The 21,538-nt window shown below is 64.5% G+C and carries 17 protein-coding genes; 7 read left to right on the top strand and 10 right to left on the bottom strand.

The window, feature by feature from the left end:
- Positions 1-5: 5 nt before the first annotated feature.
- Positions 6-1,313: a glycoside hydrolase family 130 protein gene (locus EEB18_RS02525; RefSeq protein WP_187140774.1), complete on the bottom strand. Its 1,308-nt coding sequence runs from the start codon at positions 1,311-1,313 to the stop codon at positions 6-8.
- On the bottom strand, positions 1,267-3,615 hold the full coding sequence (locus tag EEB18_RS02530) for a glycosyltransferase family 4 protein (RefSeq protein ID WP_187140773.1): 2,349 nt from the start codon (positions 3,613-3,615) through the stop codon (positions 1,267-1,269). The genes EEB18_RS02525 and EEB18_RS02530 overlap by 47 nt, the downstream gene beginning before the upstream one ends.
- Before the next feature lie 384 nt (positions 3,616-3,999).
- Here EEB18_RS02530 and cphA point away from each other — a divergent pair, with 384 nt between their 5' ends.
- The 3 genes from cphA to EEB18_RS02545 are packed head-to-tail and all read left to right on the top strand — an operon-like array spanning position 4,000 to position 8,366.
- Complete coding sequence (cphA, locus tag EEB18_RS02535; RefSeq protein WP_262408077.1) at positions 4,000-6,729, top strand: cyanophycin synthetase; 2,730 nt, start codon at positions 4,000-4,002, stop codon at positions 6,727-6,729.
- Positions 6,722-7,585 carry an isoaspartyl peptidase/L-asparaginase family protein gene (locus tag EEB18_RS02540; RefSeq protein ID WP_187140543.1) on the top strand — a complete coding sequence of 288 codons (864 nt, stop codon included), beginning with the start codon at positions 6,722-6,724 and terminating at the stop codon, positions 7,583-7,585. Before cphA ends, EEB18_RS02540 begins: the two co-directional genes overlap by 8 nt.
- A complete protein-coding gene (locus EEB18_RS02545; protein WP_187140542.1) occupies positions 7,575-8,366 on the top strand; it encodes a cyanophycinase in 792 nt (263 codons plus the stop codon). The genes EEB18_RS02540 and EEB18_RS02545 overlap by 11 nt, the downstream gene beginning before the upstream one ends.
- Positions 8,367-8,381: 15 nt before the next feature.
- Here the strand turns inward: EEB18_RS02545 and gntA are convergent, their stop codons facing one another.
- The 5 genes from gntA to EEB18_RS02570 form a co-directional block, all read right to left on the bottom strand.
- Positions 8,382-9,068 (bottom strand): guanitoxin biosynthesis heme-dependent pre-guanitoxin N-hydroxylase GntA, encoded by a 687-nt coding sequence (gntA, locus tag EEB18_RS02550; RefSeq protein WP_187140541.1) that lies wholly within the window; start codon positions 9,066-9,068, stop codon positions 8,382-8,384.
- A gap of 699 nt (positions 9,069-9,767) precedes the next feature.
- Complete coding sequence (locus tag EEB18_RS02555) at positions 9,768-10,367, bottom strand: malonic semialdehyde reductase (RefSeq protein ID WP_316248990.1); 600 nt, start codon at positions 10,365-10,367, stop codon at positions 9,768-9,770.
- Positions 10,368-10,425: 58 nt separating this feature from the next.
- Positions 10,426-12,762, bottom strand: a complete 2,337-nt coding sequence (locus EEB18_RS02560; RefSeq protein ID WP_187140540.1) for a TonB-dependent receptor — start codon at positions 12,760-12,762, stop codon at positions 10,426-10,428.
- 86 nt (positions 12,763-12,848) lie between these two features.
- Positions 12,849-13,994, bottom strand: a complete 1,146-nt coding sequence (locus tag EEB18_RS02565; protein WP_187140539.1) for an LLM class flavin-dependent oxidoreductase — start codon at positions 13,992-13,994, stop codon at positions 12,849-12,851.
- Positions 13,995-14,017: 23 nt separating this feature from the next.
- On the bottom strand, positions 14,018-14,911 hold the full coding sequence (locus EEB18_RS02570) for a hypothetical protein (RefSeq protein WP_187140538.1): 894 nt from the start codon (positions 14,909-14,911) through the stop codon (positions 14,018-14,020).
- A 256-nt stretch (positions 14,912-15,167) separates the two neighbouring features.
- Between EEB18_RS02570 and EEB18_RS02575 the strand changes: the two genes are divergently transcribed.
- Positions 15,168-16,079 (top strand): helix-turn-helix domain-containing protein, encoded by a 912-nt coding sequence (locus tag EEB18_RS02575; RefSeq protein WP_187140537.1) that lies wholly within the window; start codon positions 15,168-15,170, stop codon positions 16,077-16,079.
- A 55-nt stretch (positions 16,080-16,134) separates the two neighbouring features.
- Here EEB18_RS02575 and EEB18_RS02580 read toward each other — a convergent pair whose 3' ends face one another.
- A complete protein-coding gene (locus EEB18_RS02580) occupies positions 16,135-16,776 on the bottom strand; it encodes a TetR/AcrR family transcriptional regulator (RefSeq protein ID WP_187140536.1) in 642 nt (213 codons plus the stop codon).
- 93 nt (positions 16,777-16,869) lie between these two features.
- Here EEB18_RS02580 and EEB18_RS02585 point away from each other — a divergent pair, with 93 nt between their 5' ends.
- Genes EEB18_RS02585 through EEB18_RS02595 form a run of 3 tightly spaced genes read left to right on the top strand, consistent with a single transcriptional unit; the run spans position 16,870 to position 19,419 of the window.
- A complete protein-coding gene (locus EEB18_RS02585; RefSeq protein ID WP_187140535.1) occupies positions 16,870-18,048 on the top strand; it encodes an LLM class flavin-dependent oxidoreductase in 1,179 nt (392 codons plus the stop codon).
- A gap of 24 nt (positions 18,049-18,072) precedes the next feature.
- Positions 18,073-19,104 carry a zinc-dependent alcohol dehydrogenase gene (locus EEB18_RS02590; protein ID WP_187140534.1) on the top strand — a complete coding sequence of 344 codons (1,032 nt, stop codon included), beginning with the start codon at positions 18,073-18,075 and terminating at the stop codon, positions 19,102-19,104.
- A gap of 15 nt (positions 19,105-19,119) precedes the next feature.
- On the top strand, positions 19,120-19,419 hold the full coding sequence (locus EEB18_RS02595) for a hypothetical protein (RefSeq protein WP_187140533.1): 300 nt from the start codon (positions 19,120-19,122) through the stop codon (positions 19,417-19,419).
- Here the strand turns inward: EEB18_RS02595 and EEB18_RS02600 are convergent.
- Entirely contained in the window at positions 19,416-20,411 is a 996-nt protein-coding gene (locus EEB18_RS02600; RefSeq protein ID WP_187140532.1) for a phytanoyl-CoA dioxygenase family protein, read from the bottom strand. The genes EEB18_RS02595 and EEB18_RS02600 overlap by 4 nt on opposite strands.
- Before the next feature lie 42 nt (positions 20,412-20,453).
- The gene (locus EEB18_RS02605; protein ID WP_187140531.1) at positions 20,454-21,536 is read right to left on the bottom strand and encodes a phosphotransferase; all 1,083 of its coding nucleotides are present in this window, start codon (positions 21,534-21,536) and stop codon (positions 20,454-20,456) included.
- Positions 21,537-21,538 lie beyond the last annotated feature (2 nt).

Genomic DNA, 21,538 nt, shown 5'->3' on the forward strand with positions numbered 1-21,538 from the left:
GGCCTCTAACGCATGCTCGCGAGCAGCCGCTCGATCGGCGTCGTCGCAAAGCCGATCGCGCTGTCCGAAATCCCGTAAGGGATGAAGAGATCGCCGCCGACGCGCATCGCGCCGCAGGTATAGACGACATTCGGAACATAACCTTCGCGGTCGCTCTCGGCGGCCGATAGGATCGGGCACTCGGTGCGCGCGATGAGTTTGGTCGGATCGTCGCGGTCGAGCAAGGCCGCGCCAAGGCTGTATTTGCGCATCGCACCGACGCCGTGCGTGAGAAGGATCCAGCCCTCGTCGCATTCGATCGGGCTGCCGCAATTGCCCATCTGGATGAGCTCCCACGCATAGGCGGGACGCATGAGGATTTGTCCCTCGTCGTCCCAGTCGGTGAGACTGTCCGACGCGATGATGGTGATGTTCTTGCCGTCCTGCCGCGCGATCATGAGATAGCGGCCGCCGACCTTGCGCGGAAACAGCGCCATGCCCTTGTGGCGCGCGGCGCGCCCCGACAGTGGTTCGAGCGAGAAGCCCGAGAAATCGGTCGTGCGCAGGAGCTCCGAGCGGATCGTCTGCCCCGAATAGGCCGTATAAGTGCCGATATATTCCGTGCGGCCATCGTCGTGGACGAAGGGCACGAGGCGCAGATCCTCGATGCCGCCGCGCTGCGCCTCGGTCATCGGAAAGAGAACGCTGTTCGAGATCGCACTGTCGGGCTGACGGTGGACATTCACCTTGCCGTCATCGCCAAGCCGATGGCGGTCGTCGGCAACCGCCGCCATCGCGGGCCCCGACTGGGGCCAAAGCGTGAAGTCGCCGCCCTCGCCGATGATCCCCTCGCGGAAGGCGACCGAGCTGATATGGCCCTCGCCCACCGCGCGCATCGACATGAGAAAGCGTTGCTGGTCGGCGGCAAGCCCGCTCTGGTCGGGATGCGGGACGACGCTCGGGTTCATGAGCGCGGCGGCGGCATAGCTATATTCGTGGCAGAAATAGGCGCCGATCAGCCGCCGCTTGACGGGCGAGACGACGGCGGGATCGAGCTCCAGATCTTCCGCGACCTCGGCGAAGCGTTCGTCGAAGATCCGCCCGATCTGCCAGTGGCGCTCGGAAAAATCCTTCCACACGAGGCCGAGCTGCGCCTCGGCCTCCTCCTCGTCCATCGCCAATATGTCGGCGGCGAGCTGCGACGCCCGCGATGGTTCGGACACATTGGACTGCCAGGCGAGGTGAAAGGGCCTGAGCACGACCCGCGCAGGGTCGGCCGCAAGCTTGTCATGAAGAATGTGCAGCGGCGTGTGGTTCGGATTGCAGATCAACATCGCTGGCGCTGGTGTCCTTCGCTATCCCCCGCGTCCAGAATGTATCGGCCATCGCGCGGTGCGCAAGGTGAAAAGCCAGCGCGGACTCAGCCCCGACATTCGAATTGACCCCGTGACGGGTCAGCCCGTCGCAGCAGCGCCCCGTTGCCGAGCTCGCGATCACCGCGCCGCGGTCGTTCGCGCCGAGAAACCAGCCATAGGCCCGCTCGGCCCGGTCATGCCAGCGCAGCTTGCCCGTCAAGCGGTAGGCGGTCGCGGCGGCATCGACCGTCGCCCAGGCTTCGAGCGGCTGTTGGTCGAACGGAAAAAGCTCGCCCTCGGCGCCGAAGCCCTCGCAGCCCATCGGGCGGAAATGCCCCTCGCTGCTCGTCTGGATATCGCAGAGCCAGTCGAGCGCCCCGATGCCGGCCTCTTCCATCGGAACGGAGTCCATCCGCCGCCCAGCGCGCAGCAGCGCCTCGGCGAGACGCGCATTGTCATAGGCGAGAGCGGGTTCGAACCACTCCCAGCCGCTCCGCCGCGCGCTTCGCCAGAGGGCGTGCAAAAAGGCGCCGCCGCGCTCGATGATCGCGCCTGCCTCGGCATTCCCCGGCTCGCGCGCCAAGAGTTCGTCGGCTCCGAGAAGTGCGAATGCGATCGCACGCGGGCTCTTGAGGTCGGCCGCAAGCGCGGCGGTCCGCGCAAATAGTCCGGCGCACCATGCGCGGAGTTCCGGCGTGCGCGCGTGCGCTGCGCCATGACCGAGCGACCAGAGCGTGCGCCCGTTGCTGTCCTCGGACCCTTCGTCCTCGAGCCAGCGCCGGTCATAGGCCATGAAGTTGCGAAAGCGCCCGCGATCGGGGTTCCAACCATGGTGAAGGAAGGCGGCGTAGCGCGCGAAGAGCAGGCCATATTCCTCCTCGCCGAGCGACGGGCTCGCATTGACGAGCATCAGCGCGCGCGCATTATCGTCGATGCAATAGCCGTGATTCCGGTCAGGAATGAGCCCCGTCCCGTGCTGCAATATGCCGACATCGTCCGAGAGCGCGCGGATCGCGGCGAAGGAGGGGAACATCCGCCGGGGTTCGCGCCGCGCCGGCACGGCCGCGACGGTTTCGATCAGCGATGCAAAGCGCGCCGCGATGACCGGCCAGGCGGTAGACCGGCCGCGCGCATAGGCGCGCTCCTGGAGCGCGCGCCGTTCGCCTGGGTGCGCGAGCAGGAGAAGCACTGCCTCGGCGATCGCGTCGCTGTCGGCCCCGCCGAGCAGGATGCCCACGTCGTCGGCGAGCAGTTCGCGTGCATGCACGAAGGGCGTCGATACGACCGCGCGGCCGAGCGCCACCGCATAGGCGAGCGTACCCGAAGTGATCTGCGCGAGATTGGGATAAGGCGCGAGATAGATGTCGCAAAGTTCGATCTGCTCGAGGAGTTCGGGCAGGTCGAGAAAGCGGTTTTCCCAAGCGATATTGTCCGCGACGCCGAGCTCCTCGGCGAGATCGGCAAGGCTCTGCCGATAGGCTTCGCCCTCGGCAGCGACGAGATTGGGATGGGTGGCGCCGACGATCCGATAGAGAATGTCGGGATATTGGGCGGCGATAGCCGGCAGCGCGCGGATGGCCGCTTCGAGCCCCTTGCCCGGGCCGAGGAGGCCGAAGGTCGAGACGACCGGACGGCCCGCAAGGCCGAGCCGCTCGCGAAGCGGCGAACATGCCTCGAAGGCCCGGTCGGGGGTGCCATGCTCGATGAGCTCGATGCGCTCGGCCTTCGCGCCATAAACGCGGATCAGCGTCTCGCGGCCGAAGGCGCTCATCACGACGAGCTTCGCCGCCTTCGCGACGAGATGCTCCATCACGCGCCGCTGGTCGGCGCTCGGCTCGGCGAGGATGGTATGGAAGGTGACGATTAGCGGCGCCGCAACGCGGTCGACGAGCCCCAGTATCATGTCGCCCGCGGGACCCCCGAAAATCCCGAATTCATGCTGGAGCCATATGGCGTCGGCACCGCTCGCGTTGATCGCCTCCGCTGCGGCGCGATAGCCGTCGGCATCGCGCTCGTCGATTCCGCAGGCGGCCGCTGAATCGCTCGCATCGCCCGGCCTAGCTGCCATCGCATAGACATCGATCGCCATGTCGGGACGCGCGGTCGTCAGATGGTCGTAAATGTCGGCGGTGAAGGTCGCGATCCCGCACTGGCGCGGCCGGAAACAGCCGATGAGCGCGAGGCGCCGGGCGCGCGCGGCAATACCGGCAATGGGCCCTCCGTGGCGGCTCTCTTCATTGTCGAATGCGGTAAGGAAGCTGGTCTCGCTGTCGAATTTCATCGTTGTGCCTTCTGTCCGGTCCCCCCGAATGAAGAACAGGCGCGCGCATCGACCTTGCCCTTCTTCCCCTCGAGACGGGTTTCAGAGGAGAACGGTCGAGCCCGAAGGGTGCGCCCCGCTCTGGCAGGAGATGCGTCATCGCCTGCTTCCCCAACGCGCCCCCGGGCGTGCAGTTGCCGACCCGCCGGCAACAATCGCCATGATCCAGGTTAACCCCGGCAACCGGGCCCAGCCGCTCGCGTTGGCAGCTGCAGGACCCAACCCAAGGACACGCATGCCGCCCTACCCCTTCTTCCCTCCCGGCCCCATCTTTTCGCGCGCCCCGGCTCGCCCCGCGCCCCTCGACCGCGGCATCCGATCGCTGCCCCCTGCAAGGCCGGCGCATTGAGTTCCGCCCAGCTCCGCGTGCTCGAACGCTCGGTCTATAGTGGCCCCAACCTCTACAGCCGGCGTCCGATGATCCGGATCCGCGTCGATCTCGGCATCCTCGACGATTATCCGAGCGACCGCCTCCCGGGTTTCGGCGACGCCCTGCAATCGCTGCTTCCCGGCCTCGCGGACCATGGCTGCAGCTATGGCGCGCCTGGCGGTTTCTTGCGCCGGCTCGCCGACGGAACCCGGCTCGGCCATATCATCGAACATGTGGCGATCGAGCTGCAGACCAGCGCCGGGGCCGCGGTCACGAGGGGCAAGACGCGCAGGGTGCGCGGCAAGCCGGGCCAATATGATATTCTCTACTGCTATGCCGATGCGCCGAGCGGCCTAGCCGCCGGGCGGGCAGCCATAGAACTCGTGAACGCGCTGCTTCCGACTGCGATGCAGGGTGCCGAAGGGCTCGATCGTATCGCCCCGGAATTGGACGGCAGAGCGACCGATACAGACACGAGGGTGGGCGCGCTTCGAGCGATCGTCCGCAAGAACGGGCTCGGCCCCAGCACCGCGGCGCTCGTGGCGGAAGCGCGGCGCCGGCACATCCCGGTCTTCCGGCTCGACAAGGCAAGCCTCATCCAGCTCGGCACCGGCCACCGCCAGCGCCGCATTCGGGCGAGCGTGACCGGCGCGACATCGCTGATCGGCGCCGAACTCGCCGCCAACAAGCAGGCGGCGAAAGAGATGCTCGCGAGCATCGGTATCCCCGTACCGCGCGGCGAACTCGTGCAGACGGTGTCGGAGGCGGAACGCGCTGCTTTAAAGCTCGGCTGGCCGGTCGTCGTAAAACCGCTCGACGGCAATCAGGGCCGCGGTGTCACCACGAGCGTCGCCGACGATGGAGCTCTTCGCGACGCCTTCGAGCGAGCGCAAGCCATCGCACCGCGCGTCATCGTCGAGCAGCAGCTCGTCGGAGCCGATCACCGCATTCTCGTCGTCGGCACAGCCGTGGTCGCGGTCGCCGAGCGCGTCGCCGCGCATGTGGCCGGCGATGGCAGGAACAGCATCGCGGATCTGATCGAGGCGGTTAACAACGATCCACGCCGCGGTGTCGGGCATGAGGCCGTTCTCACCCGGATCCGCATCGACGCCGCGCTCGAGGCCTTTCTCGCCGAGGCGAAGTTCACTCTCGCAAGCGTGCCCAAGGCAGGCGAGATCGTGACGCTCCGCGGCGCCGCCAACCTCTCGACCGGCGGGAGCGCGATCGACCGGACCGATGTCATTCATCCCGAAAATGCGGCGATCGCGATCGACGCGGCCGCCGCGCTCGGACTCGACGTCGCCGGCATCGACATGATCGTCCCGAACATCGCTAAAAGCGTCCGTGCGGCGGGGGGCGGCATCGTCGAAGTCAATGCCGCGCCCGGGCTTCGCATGCATCTTGCTCCATCGGAAGGGACGCCGCGCGACGTTGCGCGGCCGATCATCGCCTCGCTCTTTCCGAAGGGCCAAAAGAGCCGCATCCCCGTCTTCGCGGTGACCGGAACGAACGGCAAGACGACCACGGTGCGCATGCTCGCGCGGATCCTCGAACACCATGGCCTCACCACCGGCTTCACCTGTACCTCGGGCGTCTATGTCGGCGAGACCCGCAGCGCCGGGGGCGACGCGAGCGGTCCCAAGAGCGCGCGCATGCTGCTGCGCCACCCCCGCGTCGAAGCGGCGGTTCTCGAGACCGCCCGCGGCGGGATGTTGCGCGAGGGGCTCGCCTTCGACGCGTGCGACTTGGGAGCAGTCCTTAATGTCACGCCCGACCATCTCGGCCTCAAGGGCGTCGAGACGCTCGCCGACCTGGCGCGCGTCAAAGAGATCGTTGCCCGCAACGTCAAGAAGAGCGGCGCCTGCGTTCTCAACGCCGCCGACCCGCTCACCGTGCGGATGGCACGCCGCGCCCGCGGACGGATCGTCTGGTTCACCGGCGGAGCGTTAGCGGATGCGTTGGCACCGATCCAAGCGCATCTCGAGAGTGGCGGACTGGCGGTAAGCTGCGAGCGCCGAACGCTCATGCTGCATCGGGGCAGCGAATCCATGCCGATCATTCCCATCGCGAATATACCGGCGACACTGGACGGCGCCGCCCGGTTCAACGTCGAGAATGCCGCCGCGGCCGCCGCGATGGCGGCAGCCTATGGAGTTGCTCCGGGCACGATCGCTGCCGGCCTCGCCTCCTTTCGCCCGAGCTTCGAGGATTCTCCGGGGCGTCTCAGCCTTGCCGAGGCGCACGGGGTGCGGATCGTCGTCGATTACGCCCACAACCGCGCCGCGCTTACCGCGCTCGCCGAGTTGCTCGGCTCGATGCGCGGCGACAGCGATGCCCGCGTGATCGGAATGATCGGCATTCCGGGTGACCGGCGCGATTGCGATCTCGTCGATATCGGCGCTCTCTCGGGCGGGATGTTCGATGTCCTGATGCTGCGTGAGAATGTTGACCTCAGGGGACGCCCACCCGGCGAAGCCAATGCCTTGATGCGCAAGGGCGCCCTCGCAGCGGGGCTCGATGCGGCCGCGATCGGTATGCACGATGGTGAGTATGACGCTGCCTCGGCTTGCCTTGCGGCCGCGCGCCCCGGCGATATCGTGGTGCTCACGCCGACCGACGTCGACGGAATATGGAGGATCGTCGAAGCTTGGGCGGCGGGCGCCGGTCCTGAGGACGCCCGATTGCTGGAGGCGGCGCATGGCTGACGGACGTTGGGCGATCGCGGTCCACGGCGGAGCGTGCCGGATCCCTCCTGCACTGGAGGCGCCGCGCCGCGCGGGGTGCGCGGCAGCCTTGGAAGCCGGCAGGATGATATTGGAGCGCGGCGGCAGCGCGCTCGAGGCGGTCAAGACCGCGGTCTGCCTGCTCGAGGATGATCCGCTGTTCAACGCGGGCCGGGGATCGGTGGCGAATGCAGACGGCGAGGTCGAGATGGACGCGGGTATCATGGATGGCGCCACCCTCGACGTCGGGGCGGTTGCTTGCGTGCGGTTCCTCTACAATCCCGTCGAAGCAGCGCATGCCATGCTTCGCGAGCCGCCCGTGCTCCTCGTCGGTGCCGGCGCCGAGGCGTTCGCACGAGCGAGCGGTATCGCGGAATCCACGGAAGCCATGCGTCCGGCGACAGCGGGCGAGAGCGACCATGATACGGTCGGCTGCGTTGCGCGCGACCGGGCGGGACATGTTGCCGCGGCTACATCGACCGGCGGACTGGCGGGCACGCTCGCCGGGCGCGTCGGCGACGCACCCCTTCCCGGCTGCGGCTTCTATGCCGAGGACGGAATTGGTGCGGTGTCGCTTTCGGGCGACGGTGAGGCGATCGCACGGACGCTGCTTGCCGCGCGCGTGATGCGCGCGCTCGAGACAATGAGCGCCAGCGCGGCGGTTACAACTATTTTCGAGCCTATGGCGCGCCTCCGAGCCGAGGCGGGCGTCATCCTTCTCGACCGCGACGGCGCGATCGGCATCGCGCACAACAGTCCGCATTTCGCCGCCGCCTACGCCCGCGAGGGAATGTCCGCGGTTTCCGACATCGTCTGGAAGGATCACCATGCCCATTAATCGCGGCCCCCTTTTCGTGATCGGCGGCCATGAAGACAAGGATGGCAGCCGCAAGATACTCGGTGCCATCGCTGCTGAGCTGGGCCAAGGCACGCTCGTCATTGCTACTATCGCCAGCGCGAAGCGCGATGGATATTTCGAGGCCTATTGCGAGGGCTTTGCGCCGCTTGGGATCGGCCGGCTCGTCGAGCTTTACCTCGATGATCGGGATCAAGCCCGGGATCCGGCGCGTGTACGGATGATCGACCAAGCCGACGGTATCTTTTTCACCGGCGGCGATCAGTCGCGCCTCATGAGCCTGACCGGAGGTACGCCGATTGAGGCGGCCATTCACGCGCTCCACGATCGCGGGGGACTTATCGCGGGAACGTCGGCGGGAGCCTCGGCGCAGGGAGAGACGATGCTCGTCGGCGGAAGCGGCGAAGAGACGCCGCGCATCGGCGACATCGAACTGGCGCCGGGGCTTGGCCTCATCCCCGACTGCATCATCGACCAGCATTTCGCGGAGCGCGGGCGCATCGGGCGGCTTCTCGGCGCGGTCAGCCGTCGTCCCGACTGTCTCGGAATCGGGATCGATGAGGACACCGCGCTCCGGATCGAGGCCGGCACCGCGCGGGTGATCGGAAGCGGCGGCGTCACGATCGTCGACGCGTCGCGGGCGAGCCATTCCGCCGCGGCGGGCGCCTCGTCCGGCGGCATCGTATCGCTTCACGGCGCGACGCTTCACGCGCTGCGCGATGGGGAGAGTTTCGACCTGGCGCCGCGCCGCCCGGCGAAATAGGCTGCGCAACGGCGCTCAGGGCGCCGCGTTACGTCCGGAGAAGGGACACCGCCAATCGGGTCCGACAGCCCGCCCCGAATATTGCCGTGCCTCCGACACGTCGCCGTGACGGGCAAGCATGGGGTTCGCGCTTCCGGCCAAGGCGATGTCGCGTGCGATGATCTTTCCGCGCATCGTCTCATAGACCTCGGTCTCGCGCAGTTTCTCGAACTGGTCGTGGAGGTTGAACACCAGTGCGGGGCGTTGGAAGCGGCGCGCGGGACGGCTGGCTCGGGGGTGGAGGCCGACGACGAAAAAGGCCTCGCCGCCGAAGCTCAGCGAGAAGTGCGGATCATCGGGGCTGTGACTGACGCGTGGATCTGGCGGCTGGCCTGCCCAGTCGTCCTTCCGGCTCAGCGAGTCGATACGCTCCCACAGGAATGTCTCGAACGCTTGCTCGTCGAGCCCACCATCCTCCTCGAAGATCACCACGAGCGAATGGAAGAGGCTCGGCGAACGCGCATAACTCCAGGCGAGATCGAGGAGATTGGGGTAAATGCGCAGATCGTCCCAGGCCGAGCGCATGTCGCGGCCGACCACGAAACGGATCTGGCTTCGCGCCAGCGCCGACTTCGCTCCGACGCACGGAAAATCCGCCGAACGGATGAAGGCCTGGAAGCGTTGAGCCAGAGGATGGGAACTGTCGTCGGTTGGTGGTAGCATGCTGCTGAAACCGACCTCTCTTGCCGCGGTTGCAGCAAGTTAACCTGGGTTGCGTCGATTCCTCGCAGGTCTCGCCAGCACCCGATCCATGCACGCAACCGGGGAGCTGGCGCCGGGATGAGTTCACATTGGACCATGATGCGCGACCCAGGCTGGCGCTGACGCTACGTCGAGCTATGTTGCCATGCATCGGAGGAGAAGGCGCGCGATGGCGAGCTGTAAGAAGCTCGTTCGAGCCCTGCGATTTTCTCTTCTGTTGAGCGCCATTAGCCCGACATTCCCTAGTGACACATAATCTTCCGGAATGCGCCTGCCCGCATCGACGACGCCAAAATGACGCTGCTTCGTTTCAAACGGATTGTCGAACATTCGAAGACCGAGCTCCTGATCCCTCGCATGGCTGGACGGCAGATGCGACCCCGGGCCAAGCCTGCGAGGCCGGCGTGCGGTCGAGCGATCCGCGCTCCGCGCTGCAGCCGCCACAGCGCCAAAGCTCGGTCATAACAACCGACGCCGCCCCGCTTCTATTCGGTTCAAATTTTTCCCATCGGCGGCCGACCGCTAGCCGACCGCAATTAGCGAAGTGAAAGGAGACGGCATCCCCTGTACCGATTACCGTCAATCGGTCAGGAGGATGCCGCCAGTCAGCGACCAGAGGGGTCGCATTTCCTACTCCGGAGCGGCGATCGGGGCTCGCGGCTAGAGAAGCGAACAGGCATCAGCGAATGAAAGGCGCGGCAGACGTTCAAGCGGCTCGTCGTCTCCATGCCCGAGCGCGCAGAGGAAATTCGAGCGCAGTTCGGTACCTGCAAAAAACTCCTCGTCGAGCGCCGCCCGGTCGAAGCCCGACATCGGACCGCAATCGAGGCCCATCGCTCGCGCCGCCATCATGAGATAGGCGCCCTGCAGCGTGCCGTTGCGAAAGGCCGTCTCGTCGCGCGTGATCGGATCGGCGAACCAGTGCCTTGCCCCGGGATTGTGGGGAAACAGCTCCGGCATCCTGTCGGCAAATGCGAGGTCTTGCGCAATGATGACGATCGCCGCAGCATCGATGCTTTTCGCAGCATTGGTCGCCGACATGTGGCGCGCAACGCGCGCTTTCGCTTCGTCGGTGACGCAGAACAGGAAGCGGGCCGGCGAGACATTCGCCGATGTAGGCCCCATCTTGAGGACATCGTAGAGCTTGCACCACAGGCGGTCGGGCAATCGCTCCTTCTTCCAGCTGTTGCGCGAGCGTGCGTCAAGGAACAGCTCCCCGAGCGTCGTCGCCGTATCTCTGCTGCTCATCGGTGAAACCATTCCTCCATCATGACATTGGCCGGCCCGGGAGCCCCTCCCGAGCCGGACCACCCCCCGTCTAGAATTCAATCGTCGCATCGATGCCATAGGTGCGCGGTCGGTTGAAACTGGCCGAGATGAAGCCGCTGATATCCGACGCATATTCGACCACCCGCTTGTCGAAGAGGTTCTGGCCCCAGAGCGACACCTTCATCTGCGCTCCGGCAAGCGGCAGGTCGGCGATCGACAGGCGGCCATTGACGAGCCAGTGCGCCTGCGTCGTCGCAGCGCGGCGGAGCGCCGGGTCGGCGGGCGGGATGAGGATGAAGCTGATGTCGCTCTTGTACGACGCATCGAATTGCACCGATGCGTAGGCGCCGCTTCCCGTCGGGCGGGTGCGATACTGGACGCTGGGTGCAAAGGTGAATTTCGGCGTCTGGGTCCGCTTGGCAATGCCGGCGATATCCTGTGGGGTGCCGGTCGCGGCGGTCGACATGAAGCGCTTATACTCGAAGTCGAGGAGACCGAGATTGGCACCGATCTGCAGACCTTCGACGGGCGCGATGGTCAGTTCGCCCTCGAGCCCGCGGATGCGTGCCTTGCCGGCATTTTCATAGTTCAGAACGGTGGTGAACACCGACACTTGCAGATCGTCATAATCTGCATCGAACGCTGCGAGGTTGAGGCGAACCCGATTGTCCCAGAACTGTCCTTTCAGTCCGACTTCATACGAGATCAGCTTTTCCGGGTTAAAGCGCGTGCCATTGTAGATGCCGCCCGAAAGATATCCGGTTCCGGCCTTCGCATAGACCATGACGCCGTCGCTTGCCTGATATTCGGCGACGGCCTGCCAGGTCAGGCGGCTGAAGGACGCGCGGCTGTCGGTCGCCGGAGCCGTAAGAAAATTGACCTCGCGCCGCTTGTCCCATGTGTGGCGGGCGCCCGCCGTCAGCGTCAGGCGGTCGAAGAGCTTGAGGCTTCCCTGCGCGTAGGCCGCATAAGAGCGATTGGTAACGTCGACATTGGAGAACTGGTCCGCAGCGGTGACGGGCACCGGCTGTCCCTGCGGCGGGAAGGTCTTGAAGAACATGACTGGATTGTAGTTGGTCGCATTCTCCTCGAAATAGAAGGCGCCAGCTACCCAGTCGAAGGCGTCCGACTTGCCGTTGATCTGCAGCTCGTTCGAATATTGATGCTGCTTGCGGTTCGAGATGGCGTTGAGGATGGTGAACTCGTTGCCCGTCCCTCCAAAGGGATCGATCAGCTTGTTGCCGTCGAAGCTGTTACCAAGACTGAGCTGGCGAAGCTTGCGATAGGCAGCGATATTCTTAACGGTGATCGCATCGCTGACCTCATAGGCCAGCGTCAGGCTATGGCCTTGCGAGCGCAGCCGGTCGGTCGCGCGCTGCGCCTCGTAGATAGCGTCGAGCGGCTCCGACGAAATGATGTTGGTTCCGCCGAGCCCGGGTTGCAGCGAGAAGATGAATTCGGCGGTGGCGCCGAGAGGGTTGGTCCCGGGCAGATCGTTCGCGCCGCGAAAGCCGAGCGCCTGAAACCCCAGCTGAGACCCCCTGAAATCGGTGAAGTCGAACTTGTAGTCGGCGGTGAAAGGACCGCCCCGATCATATCGCACCGCGGCGAAGATCGAGTCCGAATTTTCCTCGCCGAGCGTCCTGGCCGCACGGCTGGTGCCGATCTCGCCTCCCGTTCCGGGCCCGTAGATACGCTCGACCCCGGCTGCGAGGTTCTTCACATAGCCATCGGTTTCGCGGTGCGCGTAGGTGATTGATGCACTGAGCCCGCCGAATTCGGGGAGATCGACGCGAGTGCGCGAGCGGAACTCATTGTAGCGGCCATATGTAAGATCCTGCCTGACGCCGAACTCGCCGCTCGGCGGCCGCGTGATGAAATTCACCGCGCCGCCGGTCGTGTTCCGTCCGAACAAGGTGCCTTGCGGCCCGCGCAGCACCTCGACACGCTCGATGTCCGCGACGTCGAACAGGCTGCCGGAAGCCCGGCCCAGATAGACGCCATCGATGTAGATGCTGACGCCATTGTCGACCTGCGCCGCCGTTTCGCCGGCAAGGATGCCGCGCAGCGAATAGACGGGCAGCGCGGCGTTGCTCGGCTGGCGAATGACCTGGAAATTGGGCACGACTGCGCCGAGCCCGGCAACGCTTGTGATCCGCTGCGCCTCGAGCGCGTCGCTCGTGAGCGCGGTCACCGCGATCGGCACCCGCTGCAAATTCTCCTCGCGCTTCTGCGCGGTGACGATGATGTCCTGGAGCCCCGCATCGGCAGCGGCTGCGTCATTCTCCTGCGCAGCCACCGCGGCCGGGACGGCGGCGAGAAGCGCGGCGGCGCTGCACAAAAGCAGCGCGCGCGCAGCGCGGACCTGTGGCTTGGTCTTCAACATGGTCTTTCCCCTTCCCTTGTAGACCCATCTTCGGGGTCCTTTTTGATTTTTGCCGGAAGCGCCGGCGGCGCGGTATCAGGCGGCTTTCACGCTGGCGGGCTGCGGCCGGAATGCTGGCGGAGTCCGCGCTGTTCGAGCAGCGGAAGCACTTTCTCGGCGAAGAAGGGCATTTCCTCGAGATAGTCGTGGAAGCCGAGGAAAAGCGCATCGACGCCGGCGTCGTGGAAGCCTGCGATCTTGTCGGCGATCTGCTCGGGCGTTCCGATGAGCGCGTCGCTTCCGGCCGACATCGCGATATCGCGGAGCGCCGCGTCCTGCTTCTCTTCGGGTATCTTGTCGACCGGGATGCCGGAGGACATGGCGAGCCGGCGCGCGGCGACGAGGTCGGCATTGTCGCGCAGCAGCTGATGGTGGCGGCGCGCCTCTTCCTCGGTCTCGCGGCAGACGACAAGAGCGAGCGATGCCATACCGACGTCGGGATTGCCCGCCGCCGCCGCCGTTTCTCGCAGCGTGATGCCATGCGCTTTCAGCCGTTCGCGATCGTCGGACCGGGCGAAGGTCACATCAGCATGCCGTGACGCGAAAGCGATACCGTCGGCCGAGGTCGCAGCGCTTACGAGCGGGGGCGACGCCTGGATGGGCTTCGGCGCGCTGACAAGATTCTTCAGGTCGAAAAACTCGCCCTTGTAATCAAACGGCTCCTCTTCGCTCCACAGCCGGCGCACGATGTCGAGCCACTCGGTTGCATAGGCATAGCGGTCTTCCTGCTTGTGCGGCGCGAGGCCGAACATGCCCATTTCTTCCTTGTACCAGCCCATCACCATATTGATGCCGCCCCGGCCGCGCGACACATGATCGATGGTCGCAACCGCCTTCGCCGCGAACACCGGGTTCACCATCGGCAGATGGATCGTGGTGATGGTCATCAGCCGTTCGGTGACCGCTGCGATCGCCGCCATGTAGGTCAGTGTTTCATAGGTCTCGCCGGCAAAATTGCTCTCGCCGCCGAATCCTCTCCAGCGCGACACGGGCATGAAGAGTTCGAAGCCGAGGCGGTCTGCGAGCTGCGCAATAGCGAGACTATGGTCCCAGGTCACTTCATAGGAGGATGGCACGGTGTGGATACCGCCCGAGCCGGTGCCGTTGGTGGCGAAAATGCCCAGCATCAGGGGCTGCTTGCGGTGCTGCGCGAAGATCGAATCCTCGCGTGCGACCCGTGTTTGTCGAACCATGCGTCTATCCTTCCTGGAAAAGCTCAGGACCGTGCCGGCGCCGCATCGGCGACGAAGCGCAGGTCTGCGCCATTGATGTCTTCGAGTATCGGCGACGGCCCCGCGGGAAGATCGATCCCGCGGCCGGCAAGCAGCGCCCGTGCCGCGTCCAGATCACTCATGAGCATGTCGAGACGGAACACGCCCTCGCCGCGGCTCGCGATGATCGAGGAGAGCCGTTCGGCGAGGCGACCGCGCGTCTCGCCATCGGCAAGCGCATAGAGGCCCACCTCGCGAACGCCCCAGCCGTTGCCCGGCGCCTTGAAGTGAACCGAGCGAAGACCGGGTTCGGCCGAGCGCGCGGTGGTATCGACCGCGTCGGACCCGAAGACCTTCGCATAGGTCTCGCGCGCCGCTTCGAGGTCGGCGACGACGAGATCGATCCCGCCGATGCCGCGGAAGAGGCCGCCCTGCGTCTCGTCGCCAAAATCGGATGAGCCGTCGCGCGTGAACATCATTTCGCGCGCTTTCTTTTCACCACCTGGAACATGGCACGCGATGAAGACTTCGAGCCCGTGAAGCGTGCCGAGGGTGTTGCTCTCGCCGACGGCATAAGTCTGCGGCTCGGGGTGAGCGAATTCGAGGCCGCGGCCGCGGAGCTCTGCCATGGTCGCGGGAAGGTTGTCGCACATGACCCCGATGAGGAAGATACGGTCCTCGGGAACCCGGATCGAGTCTCCGCCTTCCTGGAACAAGCCGAGCGCATGCGACATCTCGCCGTTCCCTGGGAGCTGATAATACATGGCGGTGATCGACTGCCCCGGCGTCATGTCGGGGTGGATCCACAGAGGTTCGGTTCCGAAAATCCGGTCGAGCCGGTCCTTGGCTCCTTCGAGATCCTTCAGGACATAGTCGATGACATAGATATTGGTGAGCACGTCGGCTTTCCTCTCCTGTGCACCTCGCCGGGTGCTGGAGGGAAGGTCCGGATTTTACGCGCTCACGGCAAGCGCAATGGCGCGATTCAGCTTCATAATCTGCGCCCGCTTCACTCTCCTGACACCTCAGGTAACAATAACTGTTACCCGGATGGCATATGCGATATAGGCCATGCGACATAAAAGTGCGCTCGCGAAGGACCGCACGAAGCAACGGACCATGAAAGCGCTGCCGGGCGCATGGTCGGGAGAGACTATGAACGATGAAGACACCGCCGGTCCGGTCTCGGAGTCGCGCTCGGCACCAGGCGAGGCCCACGCTCGCGGCGCCGACTTGGAAGCGCGCCGCCACCGCCAGAGCAGGCTTCTGAAGACCGTCCTCAAGCAGCAGATCCGGATCCGGGGCATGCGCTACAAGGATATCGCCGACCAGCTCGGTGTCAGCGTCATGACCGTGAAGCGCTACCTCAATTCCGAGCGTGTGCCGGTCGAGACGCTTGAGGATATCGGGGCCTGTCTTGGCCTGGGCCTTCTCGAACTCGCAGAAATTGCCAAGGCGGACGACAGCGGCGACGCGCTCGATCTCGAACTGCAGCAGGAGACCGAACTGGCCGCCGACTATGCGCTCGCGCTGATGCGGTTGCTACTCTACAGCGGGATGACCGTTCCAGAGATCATGGAGGAATATGCGATCGACGAGCCGACGGTCGTCCGGCTGCTTGCCCGTCTCGACCGCCTGAAGCTCATCGAACTGCTGCCCGGCAATCGCGTCCGGATCCGGGGGACGCGCCACGTTGAATGGAGGCCCGGCGGCCCGATCCGCCGGACGATCGAGAACGATATCCGCAAGAATTTCGTCGCGATGGATTTCGCCAACACCGAGGAGTTTTTCGGATATGAATCCGTGCGGCTGACGAAATCCTCCATCCGGCAACTCGAGGGTCATATGCGCAACCTCGTTCGCCAGGTGCGCACGCTGCATCGCATCGACCAGGGCGCCAAGAGCGAGGAGAAGCAATGGTATACGCTCTTCGTGGCGCAGCGCGAAACCAACTGGGGATTTCCGGTCAATCAGGGCCAGCGCCTGATCCCGCGCGCGCGCGGCGGGCCGGCCTATCCCTCGCTCCCTGCAACACTTCCGCACGGTGACCTCGACCCTGATCGCTGATCGCTGATCGCGAAAATGATGGCGCCAGTTCGGCCACCTTCAGGCCCAGGCGCGTTCAGATTACCTTGAAAGCCCGGTGAAGCTTTTGCGCAAGCGCCGCTTCAAAATCGTCCTCCCGATCGAAGGAGCTGAAGATGAGGCGAAACGTCACGGCTCCGATAATCATGTCAAAGAGAAGATCCGGATCAGCATCAAGGACAATTTCTCCCCGCGCCTTCAGGCGGTCGACAATACCGGCCAATTGGCGCCGCGCACCCGCTTCAGCCGGTTTATGCAGTTCCTCGCGAAGAGCCGGTTCGTATTGAAAGGCGCTGTTGAGACCTGCGGTCGCTGCCACCACCTCAGGCTTGTAATAATTCTGCGCGACCTGCCGCACGAGCGAAAGGAGCTGCGACAAGAGATCCCCGCCGGTTTCCCTCAAATCTTCACCATCGGGTCCATAGGCAATCTCGGCCACAAGATGCACTTTGCTTGGCCAGCGGCGATAGATGGTTGGCCGTCCGATCCCGGTCCGGCTGCCTATCGCCTCAAACGTGAGCGCATCATAACCGCTCTCGGCAAGCAGCGCCCGCGCGGCGCTCAGGATCTGATCGCCGATCTCCTCGTTGCGCGGTCGCCCGGCAGCCGGCTTCCTCCCCGGCGCGCGCTTCGTTCCAGCGATGTCCGCTCCCCTCTTCTCCAACGTCTGCACGATCATTCTACCTTCCGCGGTTCCACGCACAAGGGCTTGCGCGCGCCCCGTCATTTCGTTACGATGCGTAACGTAATATAAATAGACGGGAGACGAATCATGCGCAAGGTGAAGCTTCGTGCGGGGGTTTTCCTCGCTCCTTTCCATCCGTTGGATGAAAGTCCGACGCTGGCGCTCGAACGCGATCTGGAGCTCGCGCGCTATGCCGATGAGATCGGTTTCGAAGAATTCTGGTTCGGAGAGCATCATTCGGGAGGCTATGAGATCAGCGCCTCGCCCGAGCTCATGATTGCCGCCGCCGCGCAGCGGACGAAGCGGATCAAGTTGGGCACCGGCGTCGCGTCCCTGCCCTATCACAACCCGCTGATGACCGCGAACCGCATCGCGCAGATCGATCAGTTGTCGTTCGGACGCGCTATCTTCGGCGCTGGCCCGGGACTTCTGGTGAGCGACGCGCACATGATCGGTCTCGACGCGAAGGAGTCGCGCGACAAGCTCGACGTCGGCCTGTCGGTGGTAACACGGCTGCTGCGCGGCGAATGGATTACCGAACATTATGAGGGCTGGTACGACCTGCGCGACGCCCATTGCCAGATCCTGCCTTATCAGCGCGATCTCGAAGTCTGCGTCGCAAGCACCTTTTCGCCGAACGGCGGCACGCTGGCGGCAAAATATTCCGCAGGTATGCTCTGCCTCGCGTCGACGGTCATGGGCGGTTTCGACGCGCTGTCGACAAACTGGAAAATCGCCTGCGAAGCGGCCGCGCGTGACGGGCGTTCGATGGATCCCAGCGGCATCCGTTGCGCGACCGACATCCATGTCGCCGAGACGCGCGACAAGGCGATGGACCAGGTTCGCGAAGGCTATGAACGCTATCTCCTCTACATCAAGAACCAGTCCGAGCAGTTGAAGGAATCACCCGCGCACAAGACGCTCGAGGAACTGATCGAAACCCACCAGATCGTCGTCGGAACACCCGACGATGCGATCGAACAGGTACGCCGTCTAGAGCTCAAGGTGCCGGATTTCGGCTGCCTGCTCGTCCTCGACAAGAATTGGGCCGATACGGCGGACAAAAAGCGTTCGATGGAGATGATCGGGCGCTATGTTCTGCCGGCGATCAACGGCGAGAACCGTCTGAGACAGGAGTCCTTCGACTGGGCGCGCGCCAACCGCGACGGCTTCATCGAGACCATCACCAGCGCAACCAAGCGGGCGTTCGAGAAGCACGCGGCCACAGCGCCGCAGCAGGTCGAAGCTGCGGTCGCAAGCCGCTAGGCTCGCACAGAGAGGAGAAAGAAGATGCTTTCAGCCAATTACATCGAGCCCGGCCGCATCGAGGCGCGCGACGACGCGACGCGTCCGGCTCCCGGGGCCGGCGAAGTGCTTGTCGCCGTCGAGGCCTGCGGAATCTGCGGGTCGGATCTCCACATGTATCGCAACGACAGCTACCGAGAGAGCCTCGTGCGGAGCACACCCGAAGGTTATGACGTACCCGGTCATGAATTTTCGGGCCGTATCGCGGAGCTTGGCGAGGGCGTCGAGGGATGGGACGTCGGCGAGGCCGTCGTCGGCGTCACCGGCTATGGCGGAGGGATGGCTGAATTCGTCACAGTTCCGGTCAACCCTTTCCAGCTCGTCCGCATCCCCGAAGGGGTTAGCTTCGCCGAAGCCGCGACGACCGAACCGATGGCCGACGGGCTCCAGATGGTGCGCAAGGCGGCGGTCGCTCCGGGCGAGAATGTCATGGTGATCGGCGTCGGCATCATCGGGCTCGGCGTCATCCAGGCGCTGCGCACCAAGGTGCCGGATATCGGCAAGATCATCGCCGTCGACATCCATGACCGCAGGCTCGACATGGCAAAGACGGTGGGTGCGACCGACGGCATTAACCCGAAAAAGCACGATATCTTCGAGGAAGCGGCGCGCCTATGCGGACGTGAGAATGACTATCGCGGCGAGTCCGCCAATATCGCGGTGGTCTTCGACTGCGCGGGCTATATCAAGCATATTCCGGGTCCGCCGCCGCTCGAGATCGCACTGCACTGCCTTGCCAATCGCGGGGGCCGGATCATCTGCTTCGGCGGATATGAAGACCGCATGTCGATCGACTTCGGCTATGTGATCAAGAAGGAGCCGGTGATCATGGGATCGAACGGCTACGCGGCCGAAGAACTCGCAGAATCGCTCGAACTGATGCGCAGCGGCACCGTCGACAGGAATATCCTTATCTCGCACCATTTTCCGCTCGGCGAGGTCAGCGATGCGTTCGAGGCACAAGGGACGCCCGAGGCCGTCAAGGTGATGATCGACATCGAACAGGCAGCGGCCTGACCTGCGTTTCAGCCGATGATTGTCTACGCCTATGATCTCACGCACCGGGCCGATCGGCACGAGGCTTTCCTCGCGGCGATCGGCCGGTTGCAACAGGCTCTCGACACGCTCGACGGGCTTGCCGGGACGAGACTGCTGGACAATCTCTCCCGGCCTTGTTCCTATCGTTTCGAGGAGAGCTGGTTATCCGCCGAGGCGCATGATCAGCAAAGCGGCAGGATCGACAAGGGCCTGTTTGCCGCCTTGCTCGAAACCTTGTCAGAAAAGCCGGCCCGCGAAACGCTGCAGCTGGTGACGAGCCAAGGCGCTCCTTAATGCTCGTTTGATCCCATTCCCTCGAACGGCCGGGCATGTTTCGAGCCGCCGCGTCGCAATTCGGGGATGAAGGGATAGCGTGCGTTCGTGTTGCTGCGCTCGTCGCCAGCATAGCGCGGATAGTAGCGCCCCGTATATTCGGTGACGACTTCGAAGCCGAGCATGCGCCGTTCTTCCTCGCTGAGTTCCTGATAGACATCGTCATGAAGCGAGGCGACGTAATCGTCCTGCGCGCGAATGAAGTGCATGCAATAGCCATTCAGGATCGAGAGGCGCGTCTTGTCGGACGTCGCCGTCCCCTGGAAATGCCAAAGGCGGCTTTCGAAGATGATCGCCGAACCCGCACGGCAGACGGCTGGCACCGTATCGACGGTCTCGAGCGTCTCGGCCTTCCCGGTCTCGGGGTTTATCGCGATACCGGGCGCGCGTCCCGACAAATGGCTTCCGGGAACGACCTGGGTCGCGCCCATGTCGCCCTCGAAATCGCTCAGCGCGACCATGGCGTGAAAATAAATCGGAACCGGAATCTGGAAGGGGATCGGCTGGTGATCGATGTGCATCACCTGTCCGCCCGATCCCTTGCGCACGACAAGACCCGTCGATTGCGCCATATAATAGGGCGTTCCCCCGAGAATATGCCGTCCATATTCGTGCACAACGGGGTGCATGGCGAGATCGATGAAGTCCCTTCCCTTGTTCACGAGCGCCAGGACGCCCTGCCATGCGATCGAAGCGCCAGCGGGCGGTTTTCCGAGTTTGCGATCGGCGATCGCGCCATCGACCCGCTCCGCCAGCCGATATGTTGCGACGCCTTCCTCGCACTCCAACTCGGCCTGCTCGCACAGGCGATCGCGCAGTTGCGACACCTCGTCAGGGGTAAGAAGATCTTCGTGCACGGTAAATCCATAGGCATCGAGGTTGCGCTTGCCCTGCTCGATGTCGCGCGTCGGGATAGGCCCCTCCGTCGCAGAGATGCTCGATTGTACCGTCATGACGCTCTCCCTTTGATATTCTGGATCCTGTGCCTCGTCTCGTCAGCCGCCAACCGAGCGCGCCGCGTCACGCGCCATGCGCGCGAGAAGCGGGAAGGAGGCAGCGCGCCGGGGCGCTTCGCTGCTCGCGGCGGTTCCGCGGATCACCCTTCCCTTGATGCCGTGGAAGATTGCGGCGAGGCGAAAGAGGTTGAAGGCAATGTAGAACTCATAGTCCGCGATATCGGACCGACCCGCCGCAGCGCAGTAGCGCGCAATATATTGATCCTCGGAGGGGATATTGAGTGCCGCAAGATCGGCGCCCGCGAGCCCGGCCACAATATCGGGCGGCATCCGGTACATCATCGCGCTATAGGCGAAGTCCGCAAGCGGATGTCCGAGGGTCGAAAGCTCCCAGTCGAGCACCGCGCGGATTTCGGGACGCTCCGGGTCGAAGAACATATTGTCGCAGCGAAAGTCGCCATGGATGATGCGCGTCTCGTCGCCCGCCGGGATATGCGCCGGCAGCCACTCGATGAGCGCATCCATGTCGGGATTGCGCCCCGCCGCCTCGTCACCGAGATATTGTTTGGTCCAGCGGCCTATCTGGCGCGCGAAATAATTGCCGGGCTTGCCAAAGTCGCCAAGACCCACCGCCTCGGGATCGATCGCGTGCAGACGGGCGAGCGTTTCGCTCATGGCGTAAAAATAGGCGGGCCGCTCCTCGCGGCCGACATCGGGAAAGGTCGCATCCCAGAATATCCGGCCCTCGACATGTTCCATGACGTAGAACCAGGTCCCGATCACCGCGTCGTCGGTGCAGAGACCATAGACATGGGCGACCGGAAACCCCGTCTCGCCGAGACGCTGCAGAACGCGTGCCTCTCGCTCGACCGCGTGCGCGCCCGGCACCAGGTCGCCGGGGGGCTTGCGCCGCAGCACATAGGAGCGACCGGGCGTGATCAGCTTGTAGGTCGGGTTCGACTGTCCGCCGCGAAACTGCTCGACCTGCAGCGGCCCCGAATAGTCGGCGACATTCCCGCGCATCCATTCGGCTAGGCGTCCTTCATCGAACGCATAGCCCTCGCGGACCGACATGGTTCCAGCGTTCGTATCGGCGCTGCCGCTACCGCTATCCGTCGTCATGC

Source organism: Sphingopyxis sp. OPL5 (assembly GCF_003797775.2).
GTDB lineage: Bacteria > Pseudomonadota > Alphaproteobacteria > Sphingomonadales > Sphingomonadaceae > Sphingopyxis.

Coding starts and splice junctions, on each gene's coding strand:
- EEB18_RS02525 (WP_187140774.1), bottom strand. CDS start 1,313: ATGTTGATCTGCAATCCGAACCACACGCCGCTGCACATTCTTCATGAC.
- EEB18_RS02530 (WP_187140773.1), bottom strand. CDS start 3,615: ATGAAATTCGACAGCGAGACCAGCTTCCTTACCGCATTCGACAATGAA.
- EEB18_RS02540 (WP_187140543.1), top strand. CDS start 6,722: ATGGCTGACGGACGTTGGGCGATCGCGGTCCACGGCGGAGCGTGCCGG.
- EEB18_RS02545 (WP_187140542.1), top strand. CDS start 7,575: ATGCCCATTAATCGCGGCCCCCTTTTCGTGATCGGCGGCCATGAAGAC.
- gntA (WP_187140541.1), bottom strand. CDS start 9,068: ATGCTACCACCAACCGACGACAGTTCCCATCCTCTGGCTCAACGCTTC.
- EEB18_RS02555 (WP_316248990.1), bottom strand. CDS start 10,367: ATGGTTTCACCGATGAGCAGCAGAGATACGGCGACGACGCTCGGGGAG.
- EEB18_RS02560 (WP_187140540.1), bottom strand. CDS start 12,762: ATGTTGAAGACCAAGCCACAGGTCCGCGCTGCGCGCGCGCTGCTTTTG.
- EEB18_RS02565 (WP_187140539.1), bottom strand. CDS start 13,994: ATGGTTCGACAAACACGGGTCGCACGCGAGGATTCGATCTTCGCGCAG.
- EEB18_RS02575 (WP_187140537.1), top strand. CDS start 15,168: ATGAACGATGAAGACACCGCCGGTCCGGTCTCGGAGTCGCGCTCGGCA.
- EEB18_RS02580 (WP_187140536.1), bottom strand. CDS start 16,776: ATGATCGTGCAGACGTTGGAGAAGAGGGGAGCGGACATCGCTGGAACG.
- EEB18_RS02585 (WP_187140535.1), top strand. CDS start 16,870: ATGCGCAAGGTGAAGCTTCGTGCGGGGGTTTTCCTCGCTCCTTTCCAT.
- EEB18_RS02590 (WP_187140534.1), top strand. CDS start 18,073: ATGCTTTCAGCCAATTACATCGAGCCCGGCCGCATCGAGGCGCGCGAC.
- EEB18_RS02595 (WP_187140533.1), top strand. CDS start 19,120: ATGATTGTCTACGCCTATGATCTCACGCACCGGGCCGATCGGCACGAG.
- EEB18_RS02600 (WP_187140532.1), bottom strand. CDS start 20,411: ATGACGGTACAATCGAGCATCTCTGCGACGGAGGGGCCTATCCCGACG.
- EEB18_RS02605 (WP_187140531.1), bottom strand. CDS start 21,536: ATGACGACGGATAGCGGTAGCGGCAGCGCCGATACGAACGCTGGAACC.